Source organism: Burkholderia sp. WAC0059, assembly GCF_002870125.1.
In the GTDB taxonomy this organism is placed as follows: Bacteria; Pseudomonadota; Gammaproteobacteria; order Burkholderiales; family Burkholderiaceae; genus Paraburkholderia.
Genome location: NZ_PNEO01000003.1, coordinates 313,733 through 338,933 on the forward strand (window position 1 = coordinate 313,733; position 25,201 = coordinate 338,933).

Below are 25,201 nucleotides of genomic sequence, written 5' to 3' on the forward strand. Positions count from 1 at the left end.
AACCATGCGTCGGCGGCCTTGCCGCCCGATACAATCTTTCGGCCCTACCCGCACCGTTCTTACCGTACCGATCCACCATGGACGTCGCCGACCTGAAAACCTTCGAAGCCGTCGCCCGGCATGGCAGCATGAGCAAGGCCGCCGCCGAGCTGCACACCGTGCAGTCCAACATCACGGCGCGAATCCGCGCGCTGGAAGACGAGTTGGGGCTGCCGCTCTTCCAGCGTCACGCGCGCGGCGTCACCGTGACGCCGGCCGGACGGCGCATCCTGCCGTTCGTCGGAAAAATCGCGAGGCTGATCGAAGAGGTCCGGACGGCCGCGCGCGACGACGGCGCGCCGAGCGGCCCGCTGGTGCTCGGCAGTCTCGAGACGACGACCGCACTGCGTCTGTCGCCGCTGCTGACGGCGTTCACCCGTAGCTGGCCCGACGTCCGGCTCGTCGTCAGCACGGGGACGACCGCCCATCTTCTGCAGGACGTGGTCGAATGCCGGCTCGAGGGCGCGTTCGTCGCCGGGCCGATCGACCATCCGGACCTCCATCGGGAACTGGTCTTCACCGAGGAACTGGTACTGGTCACGAGCCCCGCCGTGCGGTCGCTGGCGGATCTGACGAAAACTCCCGATCTGAGGACGATCGTGTTCCAGTTCGGCTGCTCCTACCGGCAGCGGCTCGAGGCGTTTCTCGCCGGGCACGGCATCGTCGCGGCGAAGCCGCTCGAATTCGGCTCGCTCGATGCGATCGTCAGTTGCACGGCGGCCGGCGTCGGCGTGACGCTGCTGCCGAAAGGCGTCGTGGCGCCCGCGTTCGAAGCGGGCAAGGTCGCCGTCCACCGGCTGCCCAGGGAATTCGCGCTCGTGGACACGCTGTTCATCCGCCGCCACGACGGATACGTATCGAGCGCGCTGACGGCTTTTCTCGAGATGACGCGGCGCGCCTATGCGGCGCCGAAAGCCGGCCGGGCGGCCAAGGCAAAACCGGTGGCCGCGAAGAAGATGGCGGGTTCCCTGGCCGGCTGACGGCGAGCGTTTCTGACGGGCGGAACGGCGCGCCCCGCCAGAAGCTTCGGGAAATCGCGCCCGCGGCACGCTCCGAATGACCCATACGAGCCGTCAATGCCGGGGCGCTCAACCATTGCGCGTCCCGTCAGGACATGACAAGCGGCACCGGCCTCGCATGCGTCCGATAAAAAATCGGCGACGCGGCCGCTCGCGCCACAATATTTTCCTTGCCGAATCGTCAACACCGGTATGGAACCGCCGCCCACCCCGAGCCCGCTGACCGCGCAGGATCGCGAAATCGCCGATGCCGTGGCCCGCGAGCGCCCGAGGCTGCGCAATTTCATTCGCCGTCGGGTCATCGATCAGGACGAGGCCGAGGACATCCTCCAGGACGTTTTCGAGGAACTGGTCGAAGCCTACCGGCTGCCGGATTCCATCGAGCAGGTCGGCGCGTGGCTGTTTCGCGTCGCGAGAAACCGGATCGTCGACCGCTTCCGCAAAAGAAAGGAAGAGCCGCTGCCCGATCCGGTCGAGTCGAACGACGAATACCGGCTGGACCTAGCCCTGCCCTCGCCCGACGGCGGACCCGAGGCCGCTTATGCCCGCGCGGCGCTGCTCGACGCGCTGCGTTCCGCCCTCGACGAGCTGCCCGCGAGCCAGCGCGAGATTTTCGTCGCGCACGAACTCGACGGGCGAAGCTTCAGGGAAATGGCCGAAGCGACGGGGACAAGCATCAATACGCTGCTGGCCCGCAAACGATACGCCGTGCTGCATCTGCGCGAGCGCCTGAAGTCGGCGTACGACGGATTCGGGATTTGAATCGAAGGAGAACTGAATGAAGTTTCGCCGGAAATTTTTCGCCAAGGCACTGCTGCTGGTTGCGCTCGTCGCCCTGCTGGGGTGGATCGTCATGGGGCTGTGGAACTGGATCGTCCCGGGCCTCGTTACCGGTGCGCATGCGATCGGCTATCCGCGCGCGGTCGGCCTGCTCGTTCTCTGCCGGATCCTGTTCGGCGGATTCCGCAAGCATGGCGGCTGCCGCGAACGCATGCAATGGCACCGCTGGCAACGGATGACGCCGGAAGAACGCGACCAGTTCCGCCCTATGGCAACGCCCCCTTCGCGTCAAAACGAGGAGGCCGGCACATGACCCGCGACTCGACCTGCAGGCAGCCGCCCGGCATCATCGCGCCGTCCGTCGATTTCTCGCGCTGCGAAGGGAAAGCCGACTGCGCCGTCGTTTGCCCCGAGAACGTGTTCGAAATCCGCCGCATCGACAGAACGGACTACCAGACGCTCGGGCGCCTGCAGCGTTTCAGGTTGCGCGTGCACGGCATGAAAGTGGCCTATGCGCCACGCGCGGATGCGTGCCGTGCATGCGGGCTGTGCGTGTCGGCTTGCCCCGAGCACGCTGTCACGCTCGTCAGGATGCGCTGACCCGGTCGAGCCGGAAAGGCCGGGCCGGGTCCTCACCCCGACATCGCTCCACGCAAACGCGATCCAGAATCCGGGCCAAACGAGTCCGCCGGCCCCGATTGCAGCCGCGCCCCAGGGCGTCTACGGAAATGACCATGTTGAGCCCTCACGAATTGGCTACGCTGATGCTGGTCCGCCACGCGCCCGACCAGATCGACATGACGCGAACCGAGCTCGATACCCTGTTGGGTTGCCGGCTCATTTCGCTCGAACCACCCTGCGGAGAACGTCGCCGTCCGACGCTCACGCCCGCCGGCGCCTCCCTGCTGGACGCCGCCGCGCGGCTGGAGCGAAAGCGACGCCGGGAAGGCGCGATGCCGGGAGACGCGAGCCCGGGCTGATGTCAGGCAGGCGCCGGACCGTATCGATGGAAGACCCTCGATTCGCGGGACTGGCACAATCGACCCCCACCCTCATCGATCCGCCCCCCCCCCGGAAATCCCCATGCCAGGCCCTGTCCCCTCCTCGCCGCGTATCGGCCCGCTCGTCGCCCTGCTGCCGTTCCTGCGCCCCTATGCCGGACGCTGGGTGCTCGCGTTCCTCGCGCTCGTCACGTCGGCGAGCGCGACCCTCGTGTTGCCGGTGGCGTTCAAATACCTGATCGACCGCGGCTTCGCCGGCGGTGACCGGACACACATCGACCGCTATTTCCTCGCGCTATTCGTCGTTTCGCTGATATTGGCCGGCGCCACGGCGCTGCGTTTCTACCTGGTTTCGTGGCTGGGCGAGCGGGTGACCGCCGATTTGCGGCGCGCGGTCTACGGCCACGTGATGGAGATGAGCCCGCAGTTCTTCGAGACCACGCAGACCGGCGAGGTGCTGTCGCGGCTCACCACCGACACCACGTTGATCCAGGCGGTGGTCGGCACGAGCCTGTCGCTGGGATTGCGCAACGTCTTCCTGATGGTCGGCGGCGTGGCGATGCTGGTGGTGACGAGTCCCGTGCTGTCCGGCTACATCATCGCCACGCTGATCGTGGTGGTCGTGCCCATCGTCGTCTTCGGACGGCGCGTGCGGCGGCTTTCGCGCGCCAGCCAGGACAAGGTGGCCAACGCGAGCGCGCTGGCAGGCGAAGTGCTCAACGCCATGCCGACCGTACAGTCGTACACGCAGGAGGCCTTCGAGGCGCAGCGCTTTGGCGGCGCGGTGGAAGCCGCCTTCGGGACAGCGCTCACGCGCATCCGGGCGCGCGCCTGGCTGACCGCCGTGGTGATCGTGCTGGTGTTCGCCGCCGTCGTGTTCGTCCTCTGGCTCGGGGCGCAGGCGGTGCTGGCCGGGCGCATGACGGCAGGCCAGTTGTCCCAGTTCATCCTCTACGCGGTATTCACGGCCAGCGCCGCGGGGGCAGTGGCCGAGGTATGGGGCGACCTGCAGCGGGCCGCCGGCGCCACCGAGCGACTCTTGCAACTGCTGGCGGCGCGCTCGCCAGTGGTGGAGGCCGAAACCACCGTGCCGCTGCCGGCTCGCGGAGACGGCATCCGCTTCGACAACGTCAGCTTCTCCTATCCGTCCCGCCCCGGTATCGCGGCGCTCTCCGGCCTCTCGCTCGAGGTGCGCGAAGGGGAACACGTCGCGCTCGTCGGGCCGTCGGGTGCCGGCAAGACCACCCTGTTTCAACTGCTGCTGCGCTTCTACGACCCGCAGGCCGGCAGTATCCTGATCAACGGCGTCCCGACACGGCAGGTGCCGCTCTCCGGCTTGCGCCGGGCGATCGGCGTCGTGCTGCAGGAGTCCGTGATCTTTTCGGGCAGCGTGCTCGACAACATCCGCTACGGCGCGCCCGACGCCACGCTTGCGCAAGTGCAACGCGCTGCCGGCATGGCCGCAGCGGCCGGCTTTATCGAGGAATTGCCGCAAGGCTACGACACGTTTCTGGGCGAGCGCGGCGTGCGCTTGTCCGGCGGACAGCGTCAGCGCATCGCGATCGCCCGCGCGATCCTCAAGAACCCGCCCATCCTGCTGCTCGACGAAGCCACCAGCGCGCTCGACGCGGCCAGCGAACGGCTGGTGCAGCAGGCGCTCGATAATGCCGCGCAGAACCGCACCACGCTCGTCATCGCGCACCGTCTTGCCACGGTACAGCAGGCCGACCGCATTATCGTGCTGGAACAGGGCCGCATCGTCGCGCAGGGTCGTCACGCCGAACTGCTGCTGAGTTCGCCGCTTTATGCCCAGCTTGCGGCCCTGCAGTTCGGCGAGCCGCCAGGGTCGACGGTGGAACGCGAAGCGGCACGCGATCAGGTTGGCTCCCGCGTGTGACGAACGCGATCCGGACCAGGCGATGGCGCGTGACAGGACACCTCGAAGAACGGATTTCCCTTCCTGTCATACGGACCGTCGTGAGCGCCGGTTTCCGCGCAGTGCCCTTCGGCGAAACGGCCGGTGAGCGTTTTGCAATTGCGCTTGCATTGCCGGGCCAAAGAGCGCACTGTCATAAGGTTCGACGTACGGGGTCGCCGACGCTGCATCGACGCCGCCCGATTGTTTCGGTCAACGCGGCGCCCCGGAAAGTAACCCCATAACGATCCCGACGGAAAATATCGCGGCAACTCGTTTCGTGCGGTTTCGTGCCTCGGCGCCTTGTTCTGGCGATCCAGCGGTTTCCTTCACGGATTACGCCAATCGAACGATTTTCATGACCCGGTTGGCCGCACAACATTCTCCGCTCGCAAGAGCGCAAACCCGGGTAGCGTCGTGAAGCGGCTGCCGGCATTTCGAACAGTGAGCGAATGCCGGCGACAAGCCCGCCATTGGGGTCCTCCCAGGAGGCCCTTCTGAATTTTTTATGGAACCAGCATGTTCAAGCAAACCAGAGTGTATGCACCTTCGCCCGCGAGGCAAAGCGACTTCGTCAGCACGCAGAAGGCGCGTGCCGCCGCACTCGCGAAGGCGGAAAGCGAGCGTGCCCAGAAGCGGCGCGAGAATGACGCTCTCCTCGACGTCAACGCCAGCAAGTGGCGATATGACAGCCATTGGTAAGTCGATGGGGAAAGGCAATGCGGCGCTCAACTTTCCCAATCCCAGTCGAATCCACGACGCGTCCAGACATTGCGTGTGCTTCTGGGGTTACGACAATGCCCGCGAGATTGCCTTTCTGGTCGACGACGCACTGCTGACGAAGCTGAATTCCGGCATGGGTTCGGACGAGCCGACGTTGCTCGCGGTCTTCGACCGCAACCGCGACCGAATTCTGGGGCTGGCGAGAAGCCTGTACAAACGCGGCCCGCAGAACAGATACTCGATCTCGCATGATTGAGGGGGTCTCTCGGCATGAGGCCCGTGCAAACGTCTTCCTGGCAGAGCCGGGGCATCCGGCAGCGGCCGCAACAACGACATGCCGGGCCAGTGGTTCGAACGGACCGAGGGCGTCAGGCTCTGGCCGCCCACACCGGCTATCCGAAAATAGGTAGCGACAATTGCCGCCGGCACGCCCAGAATGGGCGACATGACAGTTGCTTCGCAACTGAAGAACCAGGAGAAGCATGATGGCAAAGGGTCAACTGCGCGGTAATCGCGAGGCGAAAAAGCCCAAGCAACCCAAGAAATTGCTGTCTCCTGCGGTAGAGGGGACATGGCCGGCAACGTCGAAAACCACCGTACCCAGCAAGCCGGCAAAGAAGAAATAGCGGACGCCCGATCGCATGACTGGAGTCCGTTTTCCTTCGCCGCAGGTCATGTAATTCGACGATCACCGCATCGGCGGTACGTGCCGGTTTTTAAGCCGCCCGGTTTTTAAGCGACCCATTCGCATTCCGGCATGAGGAGATTTTAGTCTCCCGGCCCATTCCCGTTCGACGCTTTCCGGCACCGGCCCCGCGCCGTTTTTCGCCTGGCCCGCCCGGCGGCCGGCATCATCCCCGCGTCGACGTCGGGCGCCGACCGTACCATTTCATCAACGGCTGTATCGAGATGCCGTGCGCGAAAATGGACGCTGAAACCACCGCGAGCGTCAACGTGGTCAACTGCTGGGCGAGGGGTTGGCCGACGCCGTGGCAAATCGCGAACATCAAATAAAACACGGAGCCGATTCCGCGTATTCCAAACCACGAAACCATCGTCCTCGCACGTCCCGTACCCGTCATGCCGAGCGTTCCAGCCACGACCGAGAGGGGGCGAACAAGGACGAACATCGTCGGAACGAACCACCATAGCGCGCTCCACGCGGTGGCATAAGGAAGAAGCGCGCCGACCAGCGAGACGACCGTCAGTTCTGCAAGGCGCTCCAGTTGAGCGTTGAACCCCAGCACCGCGTCGGTCATCACTGCGCTGGCATGATGAGAGTGCGTCGCGATCACCCCATACGCATGCCCTTGCGCGCCCGTGGCCGCGCCGAGAGACGCGGTTCCTTCCCGAGGCTTGTCCTGCACCCGCTGAAGCGCCAGGCCGGCGGCAAAAACGGCGAGGAACCCCGAGGCATGGCAGAGTTGTGCCGCGCCATAGGCAATGGCGATCAAGCCGAGCGACAGGAATTCGTCGAGGCCGACGGCCTGGGAATGCCGCGTACGCAGGTAAATGACAAGCCGGCCAATGAGGGCGCCGAACCCTGCTCCAACGAGCACGCCGCCCGCGCTGGCCCATATCAGGTCCAGCGCAAGCCAGCGCCAGATACTGAACGACGCGCCATCGTGCCGGGACAATAACGCCAGGCCCAATGTCACGAACGGATATGCCGTGCCGTCGTTCAACGCCCCTTCGCCGGCGAGACTGAAACGCAACTGATCCGGATCCCTCCCGCGTTCGGTCTGCACGCCGGAGGCCAGAACGGGGTCCGTGGGAGCGAGAATGCCGCCGAGGAGTACCGCCGCCCCCAACGGCAGCCCGAGCCCCCACATACCCACCGCCGCAATCAACCCCACCGTGATCGCCATCGAGATAAACGCGAGACGCAATGGAACGATCCATCTTCTGTCGAAAATCGGTACGCCCATGCGTAGCCCGACGGTGAACAGCGAAATCAGCAACGCCACCTCCGCCACCTGGCCGATCACATCAGCATAATGCAGCGGGTCCGGCGCGATCAGCCTCAGGCCGCCAGGACCGGCGAGGTAACCGACACATAGATAAATCGTCGCGCTGCTCAACAGCAGGCGAGCCAGCGGCGCACCCGCCAGCACCATGGTGATGAGCAGCAGGCCGGACAACAAATACCAGATGGGATCGGACATGGATTGCGGGCAGAAAGAGAGCGGAAGTTTTTCGCGAGCATGGCGTGCAATATGAATCGCTAGGCGCCGGGCTGCCAGATACGGCGCCGGGAACGGCCTGAAAAGAGCGTCGCGGCAATCCGTTCATCGCGAGGGATGACGTCTTCCTCGCAATGCAAGGCAGGCGTAACCGATATGGACAACGACGGCACCCTGCCCCCTCTGCGATCGATCGCGACCGTGCCCGGGATGGGGGCCATCACCGTTGCCATTCGCATCAGTACGATAGCGTGCAGACAGACAAATCCGGGCTGGACACAATCTTCTCCATCCGCTGGATCACCGCGCTGGGAGCATTGGCCATGCTGCATCATCAATTCGAAAAAGAGCTGACGCATCTCGAAGCGATCTTCCCGTCATTAGCGGGGGGCCGCGGCCCGTTCGCACTCTCATACTGGCGAAGCCGGGCAACGGCGCTGTTGACGTACCAGAGCGTCATCCCCTCGGGAGCGCGACGCATAATCTGGTTGCTCGATATGCTCGACAAGATCGAACAGCAAACCCGCATCGCACCCTCCCCACTGCGCAGAATTTATTCCCACGCAAAGACAGGCGCCGGTTCGCAAGGCCACCAGCCGTTCTGAATCAGCCTCGCGTGCCGCGAGCGACTGTCGTGTTGCCCGCACGCAATCCCTAAACGACAAAATGCCTTCCGCCGCAGCTATCCGACATCACGGCAGTCAATTTCGATTGACATGAATTCCAGCTTTCCATCGCGCCAGTACGCGAGCGTACCGACACCCGTTCTCGACAATCGAGGCGATGCCGGACAACCGGATGTTCGTCCGTGAATTGAACCCCTGGGTGGCGGCGCGCGACCTGAGCAAGACGTCACATTGACACCAGCACATCGGGTCACGAACATGCAGACGCTCTTCACCAGAAAGGACAATCCGCTCACCGGCGTCTGGACGCAGCCTCTACATCCGGCGCCTCCTCCGGCTTGAAATCGGCGGGCTCGCCCAACGTCACGGTCACCTGGTGACGTGCACGGTCGTCCACCAGTCGCACCGTCGTCCTGCCGGATTCGAGCGCGATGCCGTCCACCACGAGGCCATGCACGCCACGGCTGACCCCGTGCGGATTGTCCACCGCGATGTCGTACCGGGTCGCGCCGTAGCGAAACACCGCGGTAAAGCCCGGCCATCGCTTTGGCACGCAGGGGTCGATCAACAGTTCCGCGCCGTGCCGGCGCAGACCGAGCAGCCCCTCGATGCCGGCGCGATACATCCATCCCGCCGAGCCCGTGTACCACGTCCATCCGCCCCGCCCCACGTGGGGCGCGACCGAATAGACGTCGGCCGCCGCCACATAGGGCTCGACCTTGTAGCGGTTCGCGCCGCTGCGTGTTTCGCTGCGGTTGACCGGATTGAGCCACGCAAAGAGTTCTGCCGCGCGATCGCCGTCGCCCATCCGCACGAAGGCCAGCACCGACCACACCGCAGCATGTGTGTACTGCCCGCCGTTTTCGCGGATGCCCGGCGGATATCCCTTGATGTAGCCCGGATCGAGCGACGCACGATCGAACGGCGGCGTGAACAGCACCGCAAGGCCGTCCTCGCGGCGAATCAGCCTGGACTCCAGCTCCGCCATGGCACGTTCGGCCCGCGACGCGTCCGCCACGCCCGACAGTACGCTCCACGACTGCGCAATGGCATCGATCGAGCATTCATCGTTGCAGGACGATCCGAGCGGCGTGCCGTCGTCGAAGTAGCCTCGCCGATACCATTCGCCGTCCCATCCCGAGCTTTCGAGCGCCTCGCGCAGGGCTTCGGCACGCGCCAGCCAGCGGTCCGAGCGCTGGGCGTCGCCGCGCGCGCGCACGATCGGTGCGAACGCCGACAGCGTGGCGTGAAGAAACCAGCCGAGCCAGACGCTCTCGCCCCGCCCCGCTTCGCCGACCCGATTCATGCCGTCGTTCCAGTCGCCCGTGCCCATCAGCGGCAGGCCGTGCGCGCCGAATAGCCCGAGGCTTTGCTCCAGCGCTCGAACACAGTGTTCGTACAACGAATCGACTGCGTCCGACACGCCAGGCACGAAGTAAGCGTCGTGCTCGTTTTCAGCCAGAAGCCGGCCTTCGAGAAACGGCACCCGCGCGTCGAGAATCTCCCTGTCGCCCGTCACCTCGATGTATTGAGCCGTGGTGTAGGCCAGCCATGCGCGATCGTCCGAGATACGCGTATTGCAGCAGTTCGAGCGCGACTTCCCCGGCGGTATGCGCGAAGCGGCTGTAACCCTGGCCGTGATGCGCGACGTAAGGCGCCGCGCCCTGCGTGTCGTCGCGCACGGGGTTCGCCTGCGGTCCCCACAACGCGCCAGTATCTTCGTCGCGAACGAAAAACGCCTCCGCGGACGGATCGCTCACCGGATCGTTCGACCACGGGGTCAACTGATGTTCGCGGCTGTTCGACGCCCACGTATAGCCGCTGCCCTCGGCCGACACCAGAAAGCCGCACAGCGGATTGGCGATGACGTTGACCCACGGCATCGGCGTGCATTGCCCGGCCGCGAGGATCGTCACGTATTCCCTGCCGTCGTTCGAAAAACCGCCGAAACCGTTGAAGTATTCCAGCCCGGCGCCAGGCGGCTTCGGCTTCGGCATCGCCGGCACCGGCGCGGGCGCCGGCAAAGGACGTTGTCCGACGCGCGGCGCCGCGGGCGGCGGCGCGCTTGCCAGCCGCCGCAACTGGTCCAGCAAACGACCGTTGCGCGCCGCCAGCACCACGCGCGCCACCACCGGGAAAAGCGCACGCGCGGCAGCCGACATCAGGTCCGCGCGCAATACGAAGATGTTGCCGCGCGCGGTACCCGGGAGCGGCGGCCGCGCCTGGCCGGACCGCACCAGCATGTCGAGCGCGGCCTGCAAGTCCTGAACGTATGACGACGCGCGCTCATTGACGATGATGAGATCGACCGCGAGCCCTTTCATGCGCCAGTATTCGTGGGCATGCACCAGTTGCCGCACCAGCGCCATGTGCTCGATCTCGTCGATGCGCACCAGCAGGATCGGCAGGTCGCCCGACACGCCATGGGCCCAGAGCGGCGCGACGCCCACGCCGCCCGCCGCGGCCGCCGCGGCCATACCGCGCAGCAGCGCGTCGGAACCCGGCCGCAGCGAAGCATCGTTGTACAGCATGTACCCCGCCATCCGCTGGAACAGCGCCGCCTCGTCGGGACTCACTCCGTTATGGCGCAGTTGCACCTGAGCCTGGGTCCACGCCAGCATCGCCGCCCGCGCGAAGGACGCGCCGTCGCGATGCTTGTCCACCAGATCCAGCAACTGGGCGCGCGAGTCGGCGACGATGGTCCAGAACGCGACGCTGCCGGTCTCGCCCGGCTTGATGCGCAGGCGCCGGCGCAGCACGAACGCGGCGTCGAGCACCACGCCCGCCGAACCGCCGAGCGCGCGCGGGCTCGCGAGCCCCTGCGGCGAGTGCACGCTGTGCCCCCGGCCGATAAAGCGGGCGCGGTCGGTTTCGACTTCGGCGGCGCCGATGGCGTCCCCCGCGATTTCCGCCAGATGCGCGGCCCAGACCTCGGGCTCGTTCGTCTCGCGGCGGCGGCGCGTTGCCAGAAGGGTCGCCGATTCGGGCTGATACTCCGTCTCGACGAACAGCTTCGCGAACGCGGGATGCGCCAGGTCGGCGGCGGCCGGCGCAAGCACGATCTCCGCATAGGAGGTGAACTCGATCACACGCTCGCGCAGGCCGCCATTGGTCACCGACACTCGCCGCACCTCCGCGTCGTCTTCGGGCGATACCACCACGTCGAGCGAGGTCGTCAGCGTGCCGTCGCGCCGGACGAACTCCGCGCGATCCTCCGTGAAGCTGGCCTCGTAGCTGTCCGGCGCCGTTCCGGCAGGCTGCCATGCAGCCGACCACCATTCGCCGCTCGCGACGTCGCGCAGATACAGATAGCTGCCCCAGTCGTCGCAGGTGGCATCCTCGCGCCAGCGCGTAACAGCAAGATCGCCGCGGCGACTGTATCCGGAGCCGGCCGCCGTGATCATGACGGCGTAGTGCCCATTGGAGAGCAGATGGGTTGCGGGCGACGGATCATTCGCCGATAGCAGGCGCCGGCCGACGCCCGGCCCGGCACCGCGTATCGGCCCCGCGCCGCTGTTCTCGCCGACGCGCAGGGGCGCCGCCGCCACGCGACCCGGCATACGCTCCTGCAATAGCAGCTCGGTTGCCTGAATGGCGGGTTCCGCATGGAAGAATGCGCGAATGCGGCCGGCCAGCAACGCGTTGGCGATCGAGACGATCGACATGCCCTGGTGATGCGCCATGAACGCGCGTACCACCGCGACCTGCCGGCCTTCGGGTACGCGCGCGGGCGTATAGTCGAGCGCCTCGTAGAAGCCGAAACGGCCGCTCGCGTCTGCCGGGCAAAGGCGCTCGAAATTGCGCGCGGCGGCATCGGGCGCGATCATCGACGCCAGTGCGGTCGCATAAGGCGCGATCACGGCGTCGTGGCCGAGTCCGCGCTTGAGCCCCAGGTCCGGAATGCCGAAGCTCGAATACTGATAGGTGAACTCGAGATCGCGCGCGTTATAGGCGGATTCGGAGATGCCCCACGGCAAGCCGAGCGCGCCGCCGTAGTCGATCTGTTTGCGCACCACGAGGCTGGCGGTCCGCGCGATCAGGCTCTCGGCCGGCGCGCGCATCACCAGCGACGGCATCAGATACTCGAACATCGAACCGGACCAGGAAACCAGCACGGCGCCTCCCGCCACCGGCGTCGCGACGCGGCCCAACCGGAACCAGTGGCGCGCGGGAACGTCGCCCTTCGCGATGGCCACGAAGCTTGCCAGCCGCGCCTCGGACGCCAGCAGGTCGTAGCAGCCCGGATCGAGCCGCCCTTCGGCAACCGCGTAGCCGATCGACAGCAGGCCGCGCGCCGGACTCAGCAAAAAGCCGAATTCCATCGCATTGGCCGTTTGCAATGCGGTGTCGGCCAGCGCGTTCAGGCGCGCGGCGAGTGTCGCCCGTTCGGGCGCGCACGCGCTACCGCGGCAGTGACCGTGAATCGTGCGTTCGAGCGCCTCGACCCAGAACAGCACGTCGTCCCCCGCGCCGCCCGGCTCGCTGCGCGTTTCGTCGACCAGGGCGCGCGCGATGTCGGCCACCGTCGCGGCCAACGGCAGGATCGCCGACCACGCCGGTGCCGGTCCGGCAACGGCACTATTGGGCGCGACCGGGTCGTCATGCACCGCCAGGGCCGCCCGCAACGCCGACACGGCCTGATCGAACTCGCCATGCGGAGCTGCCTGCGAAGGCGGTCCCGTGCTTTTGTACACGGCTGCGTGAAGCAACGCCAGGCTGTCGCCCGCGCCCACGAACGCACACCGAAGCGTCACGGCGGGGCAGGCGCTCCAGGCCCGGCATGCATGGCCCAGGGCGATCAGGTGGCCGGCGAGATTGCCGCTGTCGACCGACGACACGTACCGGGGCTCCAGCGGCCGCAAATCCTGCGTGTCGTACCAGTTGTAGAAATGGCCGCGATAGCGCGGCAGGCGCTGCATCGTGGCCAGCGTGGCCTCCAGTCGCGCGACGGCGTCCGGCGTACCGAGCCAGCCGAACTCCCGCGCGCTAACCGTCGCGAGCAGATAGAGCCCGATGTTGGTCGGCGACGTGCGATGCGCGACGACCGGACGCGGATCCTCCTGAAAATTGTCCGGCGGCAGCATCTGGTCGGCGGCCGTGACGAAGGTCTCGAAATAGCGCCATGTGCGACGCGCATGAAGACGCAGTTGCCGCGCATCGTCCGGGGCGACGGCAAGATCGCCGGCCGATCGCGGCGCCGCGCTCGCCCAGAACGCAACCGCCGGCGACGCCAGCCAGCCGAGCACGAACGGCAATCCCGTCCACGCGCCATGACTGCCTGATCGCCACGCCATCCACGTACCGGCCGCCGCGCCGAACAGCGCAAGCGCGAGCCCGCCGCGCATCCGCACGAACGTCGCCCAGGGCGACGGACGCTCGCGCACCGCGGCTTCGGCTGCAGTCGTCCATTCGAGCAAATGCCGGTGACTGACCAGCACGCGAAACAGCGTGCACGCAATGGCGTCGCTCATCGACCACGCCTGCTGCGCCAGAAACACGAGCGACAAACCGGTGCGCGCCAGCGCGAGCTGGAGGTCGGCAAGCCAGACACGGAACAGGCTGCGCGTCGTCATCTTCACCTGCGCGCGGCTCCAGCGAGGCCTGAGCACACCCAATACGGGGAGCAGCACGGGCAACCCGATCGTCGCCACCACGAAGGCACTCCAGAGCAACGCAGCCGGCAGCGGCAAGGCCCAGCCGGCCAGCAGCGCGATAAAGCCCGCCGGCGCCGTGAGCGTCCGGCGCAGGTTGTCCAGCATTTTCCAGCGGCCCGTGGCCCGCAGCATCAGGTCGGGCCGCCGGTTCATCGAGAGCAGCCAGGGCAACAGTTGCCAGTCGCCGCGCGCCCAGCGATGCTGACGGGCCGCGCCGACGTCGTAGCGGGACGGAAACGCTTCGACTACTTCGATATCGGACGCAAGGCCCGCCCGCGCGAAAAGGCCTTCGAACAGATCGTGACTGAGCATCGTGTTGTCCGGCACCCGGCCGGCCAGGGCCCGCTCGAAGGCGTCGACGTCGTAGATTCCCTTGCCCGCGTACGAACCTTCTTCGAAGAGATCCTGATAAACGTCCGATACCGCGGCCGCATAAGGATCGATCCCGCTCGGGCTCGACGAAACGCGCTGAAACAGCGAGCCCTCCGCGCCGACCGGCAGCGACGGCGTCACGCGCGGTTGCAATACGCCATAGCCCTGGACGACGCGCCGGGTCACCGGATCGAACAGCGGCCGGTTGAGCGGATGAGCCATCTTTCCGATCAGGCGGCGTACCGTATCGCGCGGCAAACGGGTGTCCGCATCGAGCGTGACTACGTAGCGGACCTGCGCAGGGATGTCGGGCGGGCGTCCGCCGACGGCGACGAACGAAGTGTCCTGCGCGCCGCGCAAGAGCCGGTTCAGTTCGTGCAACTTGCCGCGCTTGCGCTCCCACCCCATCCATAACCCCTCCTCGGCATTCCAGGCGCGCCGGCGATGCAGCAGCAGGAACCGGGGGCTACCCGACGCGACCGGGTAGCGCCGATTCAGTGCCTCGACGGCGGCGGCGGCGGCCTCAAGCAGGGCATCGTCGCCGGCGGCCTTCGCGGCGGTGCAATCGGTCCAGTCGGACAGCAACGCGTAGTAAAGTTCGCCGCTCCCGCTCGCCAGATGATGAACCTCCAGCCGCTCGATCTGCGCGGCCAGTTCAGCCGCGGTGGTCAGCAGCGTCGGCACGGCCACCACGGTGCGCAACGCCGCGGGAACCCCGGCGCGCAGCGCGAGCCCCGGCAGCGCCGTCGCGCCGACGTCGCGCATCACCCACCGATTGACCATCGACACCGCCACGTCCACGGCGGGCAGCCAGCCGGCAAGACCCAGCCCGATCCACCACCACGACAGCGGAGCGAAACCGGCCAGTTCCACCAGCATGCCGGTCAACAGCAGCGCGGCGAGCACGAGGATACTGCCGACGTAGCCGCCAAGACCGGCACGGCGCGTGATGCGACGCAGCCATACCGCCGCCGGCGGCCGATAGCCGATCGCCGTCTCGAACGCATGACGGCCCGTTGCCAGCAAGTAATAGCCCGGATCGGCCGCGCGGTTCGGCGCCCCGCCGCCGGCCGATGCCGGGTCCGCCGCCTGCGCGGCGGCGACGGCCCGGCGCGCGATATCGGTTTCGCTGATCGACGAACCGCGTGCCAACGCTTCGATCGCGCCGCGGTACAGGTTGCGCGTCGGGAAGTCCATCTCGACGAAACCGGGATGCATGCGCAATATCCCGTCGACGGGACTGATGCGCTCGAACAGATCGCTCCAGTCCAGGTCGGAAATCAGACGCAGGCTCGTGATCACATTGCGCACCGTCAGGCTGGCCGCGCCCTGCTGCTGATGCACGGCGGTCACGATCCGCTCCGCCGTAGTGTGCTGCGCGGCGAGTTGCGCGCGTAGCCACACCACAGCCGGCGTCGCGTCCGGATCCTGATCGTGCAGCCGCTGGATCAATTGCACCGCAAAGGGGGCGCGCAACGTCGAGCGTCCATAGCGCGCCACGAGGACTTCGACGGACTCGGGGGCGTGGCCGCCCATGCCGAGCAGGCGATCGGCCATTGCGTCGGCGTCGAGGCGCGCGATACGTCCGTCGGTAATCTCGTCCGCGAGGCGCCGCAGATTCTCGATCAGCACGATGCGCAGCGTGATCGCCACGGCCCACAGTTCTCCGATCGTCAACGGCTGCACGGTTTGATAGGCGAGCACGAACCGGCACAGCAGATCGGGGTCGAAGCGACTGTCGGTATGCGCGACGAACGCCCACGCAAGACCGAATACGCGCGGATAGCCGGCAAACGGACCGGTGCTCAGCCTGGGCAGTTGCCGATAGTAGCTGGGCGGCAGGTCGTCGCGAATCTGCAGAGCCTGTTCTTCGACCAGGTGATAGTTGTCGAGCAGCCATTCCGCCGCCGGGGCGATCGCCTCGTCGTTGCCCGCCGCGATCACCGTCGCCTCGTAGGCCAGCAACAGACGATGCGCGTTGCCCTTGAGTCTCGCGGCAAGCGAGGGGCCGGCGGATGCCCGCCCTGCGATCGGCTGTGCGCCGGCGAGGCTGCGCGCATGTTGTGCCAGCCGCTCCTCGCCGAACAACTCCTCGCGTATCGGCGCGGTGCTGTTCCATGGGGAAGGCGTCGTGCGACGCCGGGCTCCGCGTGAGAACCGGATGATCGAAATATCTTTCTCCAGAGGAGCCGCCTTGACCTGCCCCGACGGCAAAAGAGAACAACCCGTCGTGCCGGCAACCTATCGCGCCAATCCGCCCCGGGTTGCGGCGTGGCCGTCTGCGGACGCAGAGCCGGAGTGGCCGGTTCCCGACTAACGGGTCGGCCCGCGCCCGTGCGCCAGCGCGTATCGGTAGCGGTATAGCGAAAAACCAAACATGATCGCCATTCCAATCACGATGCCCCATATTGCGGACGTCATACGTTGCCTTTTGTCGAGTGGTGAACCGGGCCTGCCCGGATACGAAATGCGCGCGGAACGGCGGCGGCAGGATTCCTCCGTCCGGGGGAGCGAAACGAAGGGAAGCCTCCGGTCAGCGGCAACCCGTGCCTGCCCGGTAGCCCGGTTCGGGAGGCTGGCGCCACGGACCCGCGATGCAGATCCGCTGCCTACGCGTTGCGCACCGATCCGGAAGGCCATGCAACAAGTGAAGTGGCGGCTGCCATACGGACATCATCGGTCTCACCGGGTCATGCGTCTGTACGGTAGAGGTTTGATCGGTGCCCGCCCCCGTCCGGACCGTGCAGCGCTACCGTCGTGAGCGCCCCCCGCGTGCCCTGTTGCCTTACGCGGCAGTCTTGAACGGGCTCGTCACGATGCCGCCAGTGGCGATATCGAGTTCGCGCCCTGCAACGGCAAGGGCAAGCGGCGGATTCAGGCTATCCACCATCGAAGTCGGCATGAGGATAGTCGCGCCGCGTTCCTTGGTCGTCTCGTAAATGATGTTCATCGCGCGCAGTTGGAGCGCTCCGGGATGATGCTCATAGATCCTCGCCGCCTCGACGAAATTCGCGGCAACCGCCGCTTCCGCCGAGCCCAAAATCACGCGCGCCTGCTTTTCGCGCTCGGCCTGCGCCTGACGGGACATCGCGTCCTGCAGCGCAACCGGAATCGCGACGTCCCGAATCTCCACGGAGCCGACCGCAATCCCCCATGCGGCCGTCTTCCCCGCAATCGCCTCCCGCAGATGCGCATCCGCGACGACCCGATCCGAAAGGAGCGTTGCCAGCATCGACGATCCGATCAGTTCGCGCAACGTGGTCTGGGACACGCGATCGATCGCCTGGCGATAATCGGTGATCGCTAACGCCGCCTTTTTCGCGTCCTGCACATGCCAGAAGATGATCGCATCGACGTTGACCGGCACCGTATCCTTCGTCAGCGCCTGTTCCGCATTGAACGATGTAGTCTGAATACGCTCGTCGATGACCGCGACCACATGGTCCAGAACCGGAACGATCATGAAAAATCCGGCGCCCTTGACGCTCTGTAGTTTCCCGAGTCTGAGAACCACGAATTTTTCCCACGCATTGGCCACCCTCACGGACAGCACGACCAGAATGCCGACGACGATTAACGGCGGCGCCAGATAGAGGCTGATCCATTGGCCGGCAGCAACCCCGGCCAGAATGAATACGGCGGACAGAAACAGGGTAATGGGATTCATGGCAGTTAGCCCCTTCTTGTGGACGACGAATGCCGATGACCGCAATCCGGAAAGATCGCACCGGGTCACCGCACAATCCTAAGCATCCCGAAATCAATGATTCCAGGCACAGAATCAGCGTGCCTCTTCCGCGAGCCCAAGTCGGTACGGTGGCGTACCGGGTTCCGGGCCAGACCATTGCCCTGTGGACCCGGCAAGCGCGTCGTTCAGTGCAAACCTGCTCCGTTCTCGCCGCCGATCACGCGGCGTCCCCGTCGAGGGTGCTTGCCATGTACCGCGCGATCGAATATCGGGGCCGCAAAATCGATGTTGAACTGGGTCCAGAAGCGCCCGGCACGTTCGATGTTTTCTTCCGTATACGGGGTGGCGCTTCGCCAGTTCTACGGCAAGGAAGGCGACTGGTCGCGTGGGGAGGCGGCGCTACCGCCGCGCTCCACCGATGAGACGGACAGATATGCCAAACACGGCGGGCGAGTCAACGTCCGCGCGTATCACGCGGCAGGCAGGCGAAGCTCAGCATGCCGGACCCTTTTGCGCTTCGTTTTCCGGCAGAGGGTCGTCACAATCCAATTCGGGAAAGATAACCCTGAGAATCCCCCGCAATTGAATCGCGCAGCGACGCGCCTCTTCGGGCGCATTCACGTCCATCGCCTCGAAAAGATTGACGAATACGCCGAGAAACGCGTCGCCGACCGGCGCTTCGCGACCCTGCTCCCGCAGGTAGGTGCAATGACCAAAGACGTGCCGGATGAATTCGATCTGCTGGGCGGCAAATTCATCGTCCTCGAGAGGCGAAGGCGTGACAGCGAGGAGCCGATCGGACAATCCGGCGGGAAGCCGGATGTATTGAGACGAGTCGTTCATGCTGCGACCTCACGAAGTGCACGAGCGCGGCATGAATGCGGAAAGGCGTAGCCCCCACGTCACGACAAGATGTGCGTATGCTATAAATGTCGAATAAATTTGACACGCAGGCGCCTCGATCAGTATTTCATGGCGACAGACAGACGTCAAATAAATTTGACGCCATTTGACCATAACGCCATGCAGTTCGACTGGTACGGGTTGTTCGATGAGTTGAAACGTCGAGGTCATTTCAACAGCGACGCGCAGTTGGCTGACAGCCTGATGCTCACGCGCGCGCAGATCTCCGCGTGGCGGAACGGCAAGAGCGAGCTCGGGACGCTCACCAAAATCAAGATCCTCGACGCGCTCGGCCACGACACGTTACGCTCGGCGGTGCTGAGCCTGTTGCCCGAGAAAAACCGGCAGGAGCAGATAGCGCATCACGAGCGCCTCATCGCGAGAGTCGAACGAAGCGCTCAGGGACTCGTAACCGGAAGCGCCGGCACGGCTGTAAGGCCGCCCGATGCGCCGACCATCGCGAATCATCTGCTGGCGGCGCTCCCTCGAGACGAACGCGAGCGCATCGCGCCGCACCTTTCGACGGTCGCCATGCCGTTGGGCCAGGTGGTGTACGAGTCGGGCGATCATCTCAGCCATATCTACCTTCCCACCACGGCCATCATATCGATGCTGTACGTGATGGAAAACGGGGCCTCTGCGGAAATTGCCGTTGTCGGCAAGGACGGACTTCTGGGCGTTGCGCTATTCATGGGCGGCGAAACCATGCCAAACCGCGCGATCGTGCAAAGCGCCGGCCATGCATTGCGCCTGAGCGGCTCCGTCGTGAAAGACGAGTTCGCCCGGGGCGGCGCGTTGCAGCGCATCTTCCTCCGTTATACGCAAGCACTCATCACGCAGATGGCGCAGACCGCTGTCTGCAACCGGCACCACTCCATATCCCAGCAATTTTGCCGCTGGTTGCTCCTGAGCCTCGATCGACTGGAATCCAACGAGGTACGGATGACCCAGGAACTGATTGCCAATATGCTTGGCGTACGCCGCGCAGGCGTGACGGAAACAGCCCACAAACTACAGGACAGCGGCATCATTCGTTATACGCGCGGCTTGATCGAGGTACTGGACCGCCGTGCGCTGGAAGCGCAGGTGTGCGAGTGCTACAAGGTCGTCAAGCGCGAAAGCGACCGGCTCCTCAGCGAGCCGTGATCCATCGTGATCCAGCCGGATTGAATCCGCACATACAGCCGCGGCCTTATCCCTCCCCCTGCCGCAACAAGGACATGACTCCGTCGGCGCCGTCCGTCATGCCACGGCGGCGCGAACGCCTCGGCGCCATATCAGGGCAACGCGGCGGGCAAGGACAAGCGACGGTCGACGTCTGGGCGTATCTGCCGGCGCCATTCCGCCTCCGTCGATTCCGCTCCCTTGATGCCAGACCTGCCTGCCCAGTGCCGACAATACGCCGCAACTGTGCTCCGCGTCGGCTTCCGTCCCGTCCATCGCCATATCGCCACCGGCCTGCTCCTGCGCCCTTTGCCTTTGCCCGATGCGGGCGGCAATCCGGTCATCGTGCGATCTTCCGGCATAGCTCTGAGTCATGTCTGGATTCCTATGCAATTTCGTCCCTTTCCCCGTTATTTCGCGCGCATGGTTCAACGGCTCGCTCAAGATACGGATGAGTCATGCATCCATCACATCCGTCGCCCCTGGTTTGATCCGTCTTCCCGATCGCCGCCGGCCTGCCCTCTGCGTTGCAGGCCCTCTGCCGCCATGGCCGAAGCGCTCTCGTCCTCTGGAATGTCGCCCTCACGAACCCATCATTGGGTCTGCAGGCCGGCGGGTCTGTACGGTGCGGGACAATTCAGGAGCCTGTCCGCGAGAAAGACTCGTGGCTCAATACGCCTGAAAGCAAACAGCCACATCGACGCGGAGTCGCCGCCCGCCCGTTCGTGCGAACCCGGTAAAGGATCGACGGTAGCCATGTGCGGGCATTGCTCAGGAATGGGCGAACGCCACCGTACAGACCCACTCCCGGGTATGTGAAATACTGTTTTCGAGTCCAGTCGCAATCGACATGGACGGGCTTGCTTCCGCTACTCGCCAGGCGTCGTCATTGCCAGACGCCGCGATACGAAACAGGACGATGAACCGCCCGGCCGGCGCGTGTCCTGATCACACTCCCCGTTGCCTGACGGTCGCCACAATCGCCGACAGCCCGCGAGCCGACCGCGCCGCGTAACGGCTTCGCTCCGCTCCGGCACATGTCGCGGGTGCCGAAGACGACTTCCCTGGCGGCAGCCCAATCCAGCTACGACATTGACGGGTGAAACATGGCATATGAGCAACGTATCAGCGGGAACCACCTTCTCTCGGTATTGCCCGAAGCCGAGTGGATTCGTATCTCTCCGCATCTGGTACTCGTCGATATGCCTCTGGGGCAGGTCGTCTACGAATCCGGGGATCTCCTCAATCACGTCTATTTTCCGACGACGTCGATCGTTTCGCTGCTGTACGTGATGGAAGACGGTGCATCGGGAGAAATCGCGATCGTGGGCAACGAAGGCATCGTGGGTATAGCCATCTTCATGGGAGGAAAAACCACGCCTAGCCGTGCGGTCGTGCAGAGCGCGGGCAACGCGTACCGACTCGATGCCCATCTGCTGAAGGAGGAGTTCCACCGGGGCGGCCCGATGCAGCGGCTGCTGCTGCGCTACACCCAGGCGCTGATCACGCAGATGGCCCAGACCGCCGTGTGCAACCGGCACCATTCGATCGATCAGCAACTGTGCCGCTGGCTCCTGCTGAGCATGGACCGACTGCCGTCCAATAAGCTGAAAATGACGCAGGAGCTCATAGCGAACATGCTGGGAGTGCGCAGACCCGGCGTCACCGAAGCCGCAACGAAATTGCAGGATGCAGGCTTGATCCGCTATAGCTACGGACACATCGAAGTCGTAGATCGCCCCGGGCTCGAAAAGCGGGTATGCGAATGCTATGCCGTGGTGAAGCGCGAATTCGACCGGTTGCTGCCCGATCTACAGGCGCTATGACGGAAGGAAAATGCAAGTGAAACGATGTCCGCGAATCGCGCCGATCGAAAACTTCCTCAGTGACGTCAAGGCCGCCGCGTTCCAGCCGGTGAGCGGCCTGTTGAAGGCCGCGCGCGGCATCGCCGGTAGCCCGGCCGGGGGCAGGATGCGCGACTAGTGGGCCGTCAGGACCATCAGGACATCGGCATACCACGCACTGTTGAGTCCGAGAGACTCGTCGATATGCACATCCCTGCCGCCCATATCGATGCGCGAAGAATGGACACCCAACAGCAGCCACGGCAGGTCGTCGCGCGTCCTGCCTTCCGATGGTGCGCTCAGTACCACAGGGGCTCCGCTGGTGCCGCGGTGGGTTCGTGCGTCCGTGACGAAACAGCCCTTCCCCTGGAAGCGCAAGCCGAATGACGATGCCAGCACGCCTTGCCGCACGACAGGCAAATGGTGCAGTGAATCATGGAACCCGAGCGGAAAGCCCACGATCAGCAGCGATGCCCCAATCGGCATCGCATCGTCCGGCCGCGGCAGATGATCGGGGCCGAATGCCCGGAATCTCGCGCCCGGCGGCAATGCAGCCCTGTCGAGCTCGACTACGGCCACATCGATCTCGCCGCCATCATCCATACCCTGACGCCAAAGAGGATGCCCCTCGGCGTATAGCGGAACGGACAACCACGCGGCGGCGGACAGGTTCTGCGCGTCGACATGAAACTCGATCTCCAGCCGGTCGGGAAAATGCTCGCCGTTAACGTCGATCATGACGTGCCGGCTGGTCACGAGAAACAGACGTACCCCATGCTGGAAAAAAAAGCCGCTTGCGTTAGTCAACTGCCGCTCCTGCGCGAACGTACAGACGCGCGTCACGGCAAGAAGCAGTGCGTCCGCGGCTTCCCGGGGCGGCGACTCCGAATGCCCGGCAGAACATGGGGGAGACGCATCGAACGCGCCGCGCGGCCGAACAGGGCCTCCACGGGGCGGAATGAGTTCGGCAAGCAGATCAAGCAGGGCGTCGTGCTCGGGTCCATGCCTCGCCGACGAGAGAAAGACGCTAACCGCGAGTTCCGATACGACGCCCCCCGATGCCACGCCCGGCACATGACGCACGACGGGCGCTTTACGCCCGCCACGGCACAGAAACCATCTATCGCCGTCGGAACTGCAATGGAACTCGAGTACATCCACGCCTGTTCCGGTTCCGGGCTCGCAATCTGTCCCGGTCGAGTGAGAATTCATGGGGATTTCTCCTGATGTAATCGTCAGCATGGGATACGTTGCCGTTTTGCCCCGCGGATTCAACCGACTCGTTCGCAACCACGAGCGAATCGCGGCTGCGGTCTACTCCGTCGGCGGCCCGCCTAAAGAGGCTCCCAGATTACACGGTTCGATCCGTCGCGATCGATCGGCATCCTGTCATCCGGTTTGCCGAGGCGAATCGACGTATCGAATCCCCCTTCAGCCACATGCCGCGCAGATCGTCTCCGGCGGCAATTCGATGTACGGCGTCACGAGGCGTCCGATCGCTCTCGCTGCGGAAAGCGCCCGCAAGACAGAGTCCGGTATCGCATTCAGTTCACGCCCGATCGCACGGACCTCATCGATATGCCGGTCAACCGGTACCTGCAACGGGCTATCCCGATCCGGGAAGAAGCAGTACACCGAGCCGATTGACGTCTGCGCCCGCACCGGTTTGACTGTCCTGCCCAAGGCAGGACAAAACTAGACGATTCCGCCTGGTTTGATAATAATAGACAACTTCGTCTAATTTTTACCGGCAGCGCCCGCGGAGCAACAGCGCTGCAGACACCGTGCGCCGCTATCATGCCGCGGCTGCGCCGATCGCCATTCCAGCCGCGCCGGCCATTAGCGCGAGTGAACCCTGCCGCAGATACATGGCTGCATGCCCACGAGCTGATCCCTTGTACCCTCTTCATACCCGATACGCGAAAGCCCCATCGCTCCCGCCGGAATCACCCCATGGATAAAATCTGCCGCCTCGCCGTTCTCCTCGCCCTGCTGGTGCCGCTCGGCCTGATGCCGGGAATCCTCTGGGCCGGCACGCCACCGGACGTGTCAACGGCAGCGGCCACGGATGCCACCACGGCCACGACTTTGAAAGCGCTGCAGGGCGAACTGGACCAGATCAGGCAGCAGGCCTCGACGGCAACGAGCAGCGGACAACTGGCCGATCTCGACGCGGCGACCCGGCAACTTGCCGACAACGTCGACAGCCTTCTGGCCAATGCGTTGCTGCCGGAGCGCGCCAGGCTACAAACCGAGCTGGACGTACTCGGGCCGCCGCCCGCGCCCGGCGCCGCGGCGGAAGCTCCCGCCGTGGTCCAGCAACGCGTCGCGCTCGCAGCCAGGCAGGCACAGCTCGATGCCGAACTGAAACAGGCGCAGGACGTCAGGGAAAACCTCGCCAACCTGGGCGAGCAACTTGCCAGGCTGCAGCACGACCAGTTGAAAGACCAGCTTGCCCTACGCTCCGGCAGCATCCTCGGCGTGCAGTTCTGGACCCCGCTCCTCCACCCCGACCCGACGGACCATCAGCGCGTGATGGCCTTTCTCGCGCAGATCGGCGGGCAACTGCAATCCGCCTGGCAACCGGCCTTGCGAGTCACGACCGCGTTGCTCGTGCTGTTCGCACTGGTGATCTGGACCGCGGGCAATCGTCTGCTCGAGCAGATACTGGCCTGGCTGAGCCTACGCCACCTTCCCGAGGGCCGGCTGCGACGCAGTGCGATAGCGCTGTCGACCACGCTCAGCAGCCTGCTGTCCACGGCCTGCGTCGTCCGGCTCATTGATCTTGCCCTGACCCGTCAGCGACCCCTGCCCTCCAGCCTGCAGGACTTCGCCGACGAACTGGTCAGGCTGGCGCTGACCTGTGCGCTGATCGCCGGCCTGGGCCGGGCACTGCTGAGCACTCACCACCCTTCGTGGCGCCTGCCGGTCATGGCCGATCCGGTCGCGCTCGCGATCAAGCCGTTCCCGCGAATCCTGGCGGGCCTGCTCCTGCTCTCGGGTGCCCTTGAGCAACTCAACCGGACCGTCGACACCAGCCTGCAGGTGACGCTCTTCGGACGCGGCATCGTGTCGATGGTCGTGGCCCTGACCATCGGCGCCGCACTGCTGCGGGCAAACCGGATACGCAGCGCACTGGCCGCGGCGGGGGAAGCCCCGGAAGCCCGCTCCACCCTTGCCGGCCTGATCCACGCCGCGATCAGTCTGACCGTGGTGTGCTCGCTGCTTGCATTGCTCGGCGGCTACATCACCATCGCACGATTCCTGACCTACGAACTCGTCTGGTTCGA

At 65.3% G+C, this 25,201-nt stretch carries 17 protein-coding genes and 1 pseudogene; 13 read left to right on the forward strand and 5 right to left on the reverse strand.

Annotated features, from left to right (window positions below; genetic code table 11):
- Positions 1-77 precede the first annotated feature (77 nt).
- The 8 genes from CY652_RS05070 to CY652_RS05105 all read left to right on the forward strand — a co-directional run bounded on the left by CY652_RS05070 (position 78) and on the right by CY652_RS05105 (position 5,733).
- On the forward strand, positions 78-1,019 hold the full coding sequence (locus CY652_RS05070; RefSeq protein WP_102129605.1) for a LysR family transcriptional regulator: 942 nt from the start codon (positions 78-80) through the stop codon (positions 1,017-1,019).
- Between the two features lie 231 nt (positions 1,020-1,250).
- The gene (locus CY652_RS05075) at positions 1,251-1,820 is read left to right on the forward strand and encodes an RNA polymerase sigma factor (protein ID WP_102129606.1); all 570 of its coding nucleotides are present in this window, start codon (positions 1,251-1,253) and stop codon (positions 1,818-1,820) included.
- A gap of 16 nt (positions 1,821-1,836) precedes the next feature.
- Positions 1,837-2,151 carry a hypothetical protein gene (locus CY652_RS05080; protein WP_102129607.1) on the forward strand — a complete coding sequence of 105 codons (315 nt, stop codon included), beginning with the start codon at positions 1,837-1,839 and terminating at the stop codon, positions 2,149-2,151.
- Positions 2,148-2,438, forward strand: a complete 291-nt coding sequence (locus CY652_RS05085; protein WP_102129608.1) for a 4Fe-4S dicluster domain-containing protein — start codon at positions 2,148-2,150, stop codon at positions 2,436-2,438. Before CY652_RS05080 ends, CY652_RS05085 begins: the two co-directional genes overlap by 4 nt.
- Before the next feature lie 134 nt (positions 2,439-2,572).
- Positions 2,573-2,818 carry a hypothetical protein gene (locus CY652_RS05090; RefSeq protein ID WP_102129637.1) on the forward strand — a complete coding sequence of 82 codons (246 nt, stop codon included), beginning with the start codon at positions 2,573-2,575 and terminating at the stop codon, positions 2,816-2,818.
- 103 nt (positions 2,819-2,921) lie between these two features.
- Positions 2,922-4,736: an ABC transporter transmembrane domain-containing protein gene (locus tag CY652_RS05095; RefSeq protein WP_102129609.1), complete on the forward strand. Its 1,815-nt coding sequence runs from the start codon at positions 2,922-2,924 to the stop codon at positions 4,734-4,736.
- Between the two features lie 537 nt (positions 4,737-5,273).
- On the forward strand, positions 5,274-5,456 hold the full coding sequence (locus CY652_RS05100; RefSeq protein ID WP_102129610.1) for a hypothetical protein: 183 nt from the start codon (positions 5,274-5,276) through the stop codon (positions 5,454-5,456).
- Positions 5,440-5,733 carry a DUF1488 domain-containing protein gene (locus CY652_RS05105; protein ID WP_258002195.1) on the forward strand — a complete coding sequence of 98 codons (294 nt, stop codon included), beginning with the start codon at positions 5,440-5,442 and terminating at the stop codon, positions 5,731-5,733. The genes CY652_RS05100 and CY652_RS05105 overlap by 17 nt, the downstream gene beginning before the upstream one ends.
- A 595-nt stretch (positions 5,734-6,328) precedes the next feature.
- On the opposite strand, the gene CY652_RS05110 is transcribed toward CY652_RS05105, so the two are convergent.
- The gene (locus tag CY652_RS05110; RefSeq protein ID WP_102129612.1) at positions 6,329-7,642 is read right to left on the reverse strand and encodes a cation:proton antiporter; all 1,314 of its coding nucleotides are present in this window, start codon (positions 7,640-7,642) and stop codon (positions 6,329-6,331) included.
- Between the two features lie 269 nt (positions 7,643-7,911).
- Between CY652_RS05110 and CY652_RS24365 the strand changes: the two genes are divergently transcribed.
- On the forward strand, positions 7,912-8,265 hold the full coding sequence (locus CY652_RS24365; protein WP_180970414.1) for a hypothetical protein: 354 nt from the start codon (positions 7,912-7,914) through the stop codon (positions 8,263-8,265).
- A gap of 313 nt (positions 8,266-8,578) precedes the next feature.
- On the opposite strand, the pseudogene CY652_RS05120 reads toward CY652_RS24365, so the two are convergent.
- The 3 genes and pseudogenes from CY652_RS05120 to CY652_RS05130 form a co-directional block, all read right to left on the reverse strand.
- Positions 8,579-16,478 (reverse strand): annotated as a pseudogene (locus tag CY652_RS05120) (GH36-type glycosyl hydrolase domain-containing protein).
- Positions 16,479-17,097: 619 nt separating this feature from the next.
- The gene (locus CY652_RS05125; protein ID WP_102129613.1) at positions 17,098-17,979 is read right to left on the reverse strand and encodes a slipin family protein; all 882 of its coding nucleotides are present in this window, start codon (positions 17,977-17,979) and stop codon (positions 17,098-17,100) included.
- A 513-nt stretch (positions 17,980-18,492) separates the two neighbouring features.
- Positions 18,493-18,843, reverse strand: coding sequence for a hypothetical protein (locus CY652_RS05130; RefSeq protein ID WP_180970416.1), 351 nt, complete (start codon positions 18,841-18,843; stop codon positions 18,493-18,495).
- A 516-nt stretch (positions 18,844-19,359) separates the two neighbouring features.
- Here CY652_RS05130 and CY652_RS05135 point away from each other — a divergent pair.
- The 3 genes from CY652_RS05135 (at position 19,360) to CY652_RS24370 (ending at position 22,050) form a co-directional block, all read left to right on the forward strand.
- Positions 19,360-20,049: a Crp/Fnr family transcriptional regulator gene (locus CY652_RS05135; RefSeq protein WP_258002199.1), complete on the forward strand. Its 690-nt coding sequence runs from the start codon at positions 19,360-19,362 to the stop codon at positions 20,047-20,049.
- A gap of 1,124 nt (positions 20,050-21,173) precedes the next feature.
- Positions 21,174-21,893, forward strand: coding sequence for a Crp/Fnr family transcriptional regulator (locus CY652_RS05145; protein ID WP_102129615.1), 720 nt, complete (start codon positions 21,174-21,176; stop codon positions 21,891-21,893).
- 10 nt (positions 21,894-21,903) lie between these two features.
- Positions 21,904-22,050: a hypothetical protein gene (locus tag CY652_RS24370; RefSeq protein ID WP_180970418.1), complete on the forward strand. Its 147-nt coding sequence runs from the start codon at positions 21,904-21,906 to the stop codon at positions 22,048-22,050.
- On the opposite strand, the gene CY652_RS05150 is transcribed toward CY652_RS24370, so the two are convergent.
- On the reverse strand, positions 22,047-23,072 hold the full coding sequence (locus tag CY652_RS05150) for a trypsin-like peptidase domain-containing protein (RefSeq protein ID WP_308410373.1): 1,026 nt from the start codon (positions 23,070-23,072) through the stop codon (positions 22,047-22,049). The genes CY652_RS24370 and CY652_RS05150 overlap by 4 nt on opposite strands.
- Before the next feature lie 801 nt (positions 23,073-23,873).
- On the opposite strand from CY652_RS05150, the gene CY652_RS05155 reads away from it, so the two are divergent.
- On the forward strand, positions 23,874-25,201 hold a 1,328-nt coding region (locus CY652_RS05155), incomplete at its 3' end, for a DUF3772 domain-containing protein (protein WP_374703629.1).

Bases quoted from the DNA above. Each gene is read 5' to 3' on its own strand.
- CY652_RS05070 (WP_102129605.1), top strand. From the start codon at position 78: ATGGACGTCGCCGACCTGAAAACCTTCGAAGCCGTCGCCCGGCATGGC.
- CY652_RS05075 (WP_102129606.1), top strand. From the start codon at position 1,251: ATGGAACCGCCGCCCACCCCGAGCCCGCTGACCGCGCAGGATCGCGAA.
- CY652_RS05080 (WP_102129607.1), top strand. From the start codon at position 1,837: ATGAAGTTTCGCCGGAAATTTTTCGCCAAGGCACTGCTGCTGGTTGCG.
- CY652_RS05085 (WP_102129608.1), top strand. From the start codon at position 2,148: ATGACCCGCGACTCGACCTGCAGGCAGCCGCCCGGCATCATCGCGCCG.
- CY652_RS05090 (WP_102129637.1), top strand. From the start codon at position 2,573: ATGTTGAGCCCTCACGAATTGGCTACGCTGATGCTGGTCCGCCACGCG.
- CY652_RS05095 (WP_102129609.1), top strand. From the start codon at position 2,922: ATGCCAGGCCCTGTCCCCTCCTCGCCGCGTATCGGCCCGCTCGTCGCC.
- CY652_RS05100 (WP_102129610.1), top strand. From the start codon at position 5,274: ATGTTCAAGCAAACCAGAGTGTATGCACCTTCGCCCGCGAGGCAAAGC.
- CY652_RS05105 (WP_258002195.1), top strand. From the start codon at position 5,440: ATGACAGCCATTGGTAAGTCGATGGGGAAAGGCAATGCGGCGCTCAAC.
- CY652_RS05110 (WP_102129612.1), bottom strand. From the start codon at position 7,642: ATGTCCGATCCCATCTGGTATTTGTTGTCCGGCCTGCTGCTCATCACC.
- CY652_RS05125 (WP_102129613.1), bottom strand. From the start codon at position 17,979: ATGAATCCCATTACCCTGTTTCTGTCCGCCGTATTCATTCTGGCCGGG.
- CY652_RS05130 (WP_180970416.1), bottom strand. From the start codon at position 18,843: ATGAACGACTCGTCTCAATACATCCGGCTTCCCGCCGGATTGTCCGAT.
- CY652_RS05145 (WP_102129615.1), top strand. From the start codon at position 21,174: ATGGCATATGAGCAACGTATCAGCGGGAACCACCTTCTCTCGGTATTG.
- CY652_RS24370 (WP_180970418.1), top strand. From the start codon at position 21,904: ATGCAAGTGAAACGATGTCCGCGAATCGCGCCGATCGAAAACTTCCTC.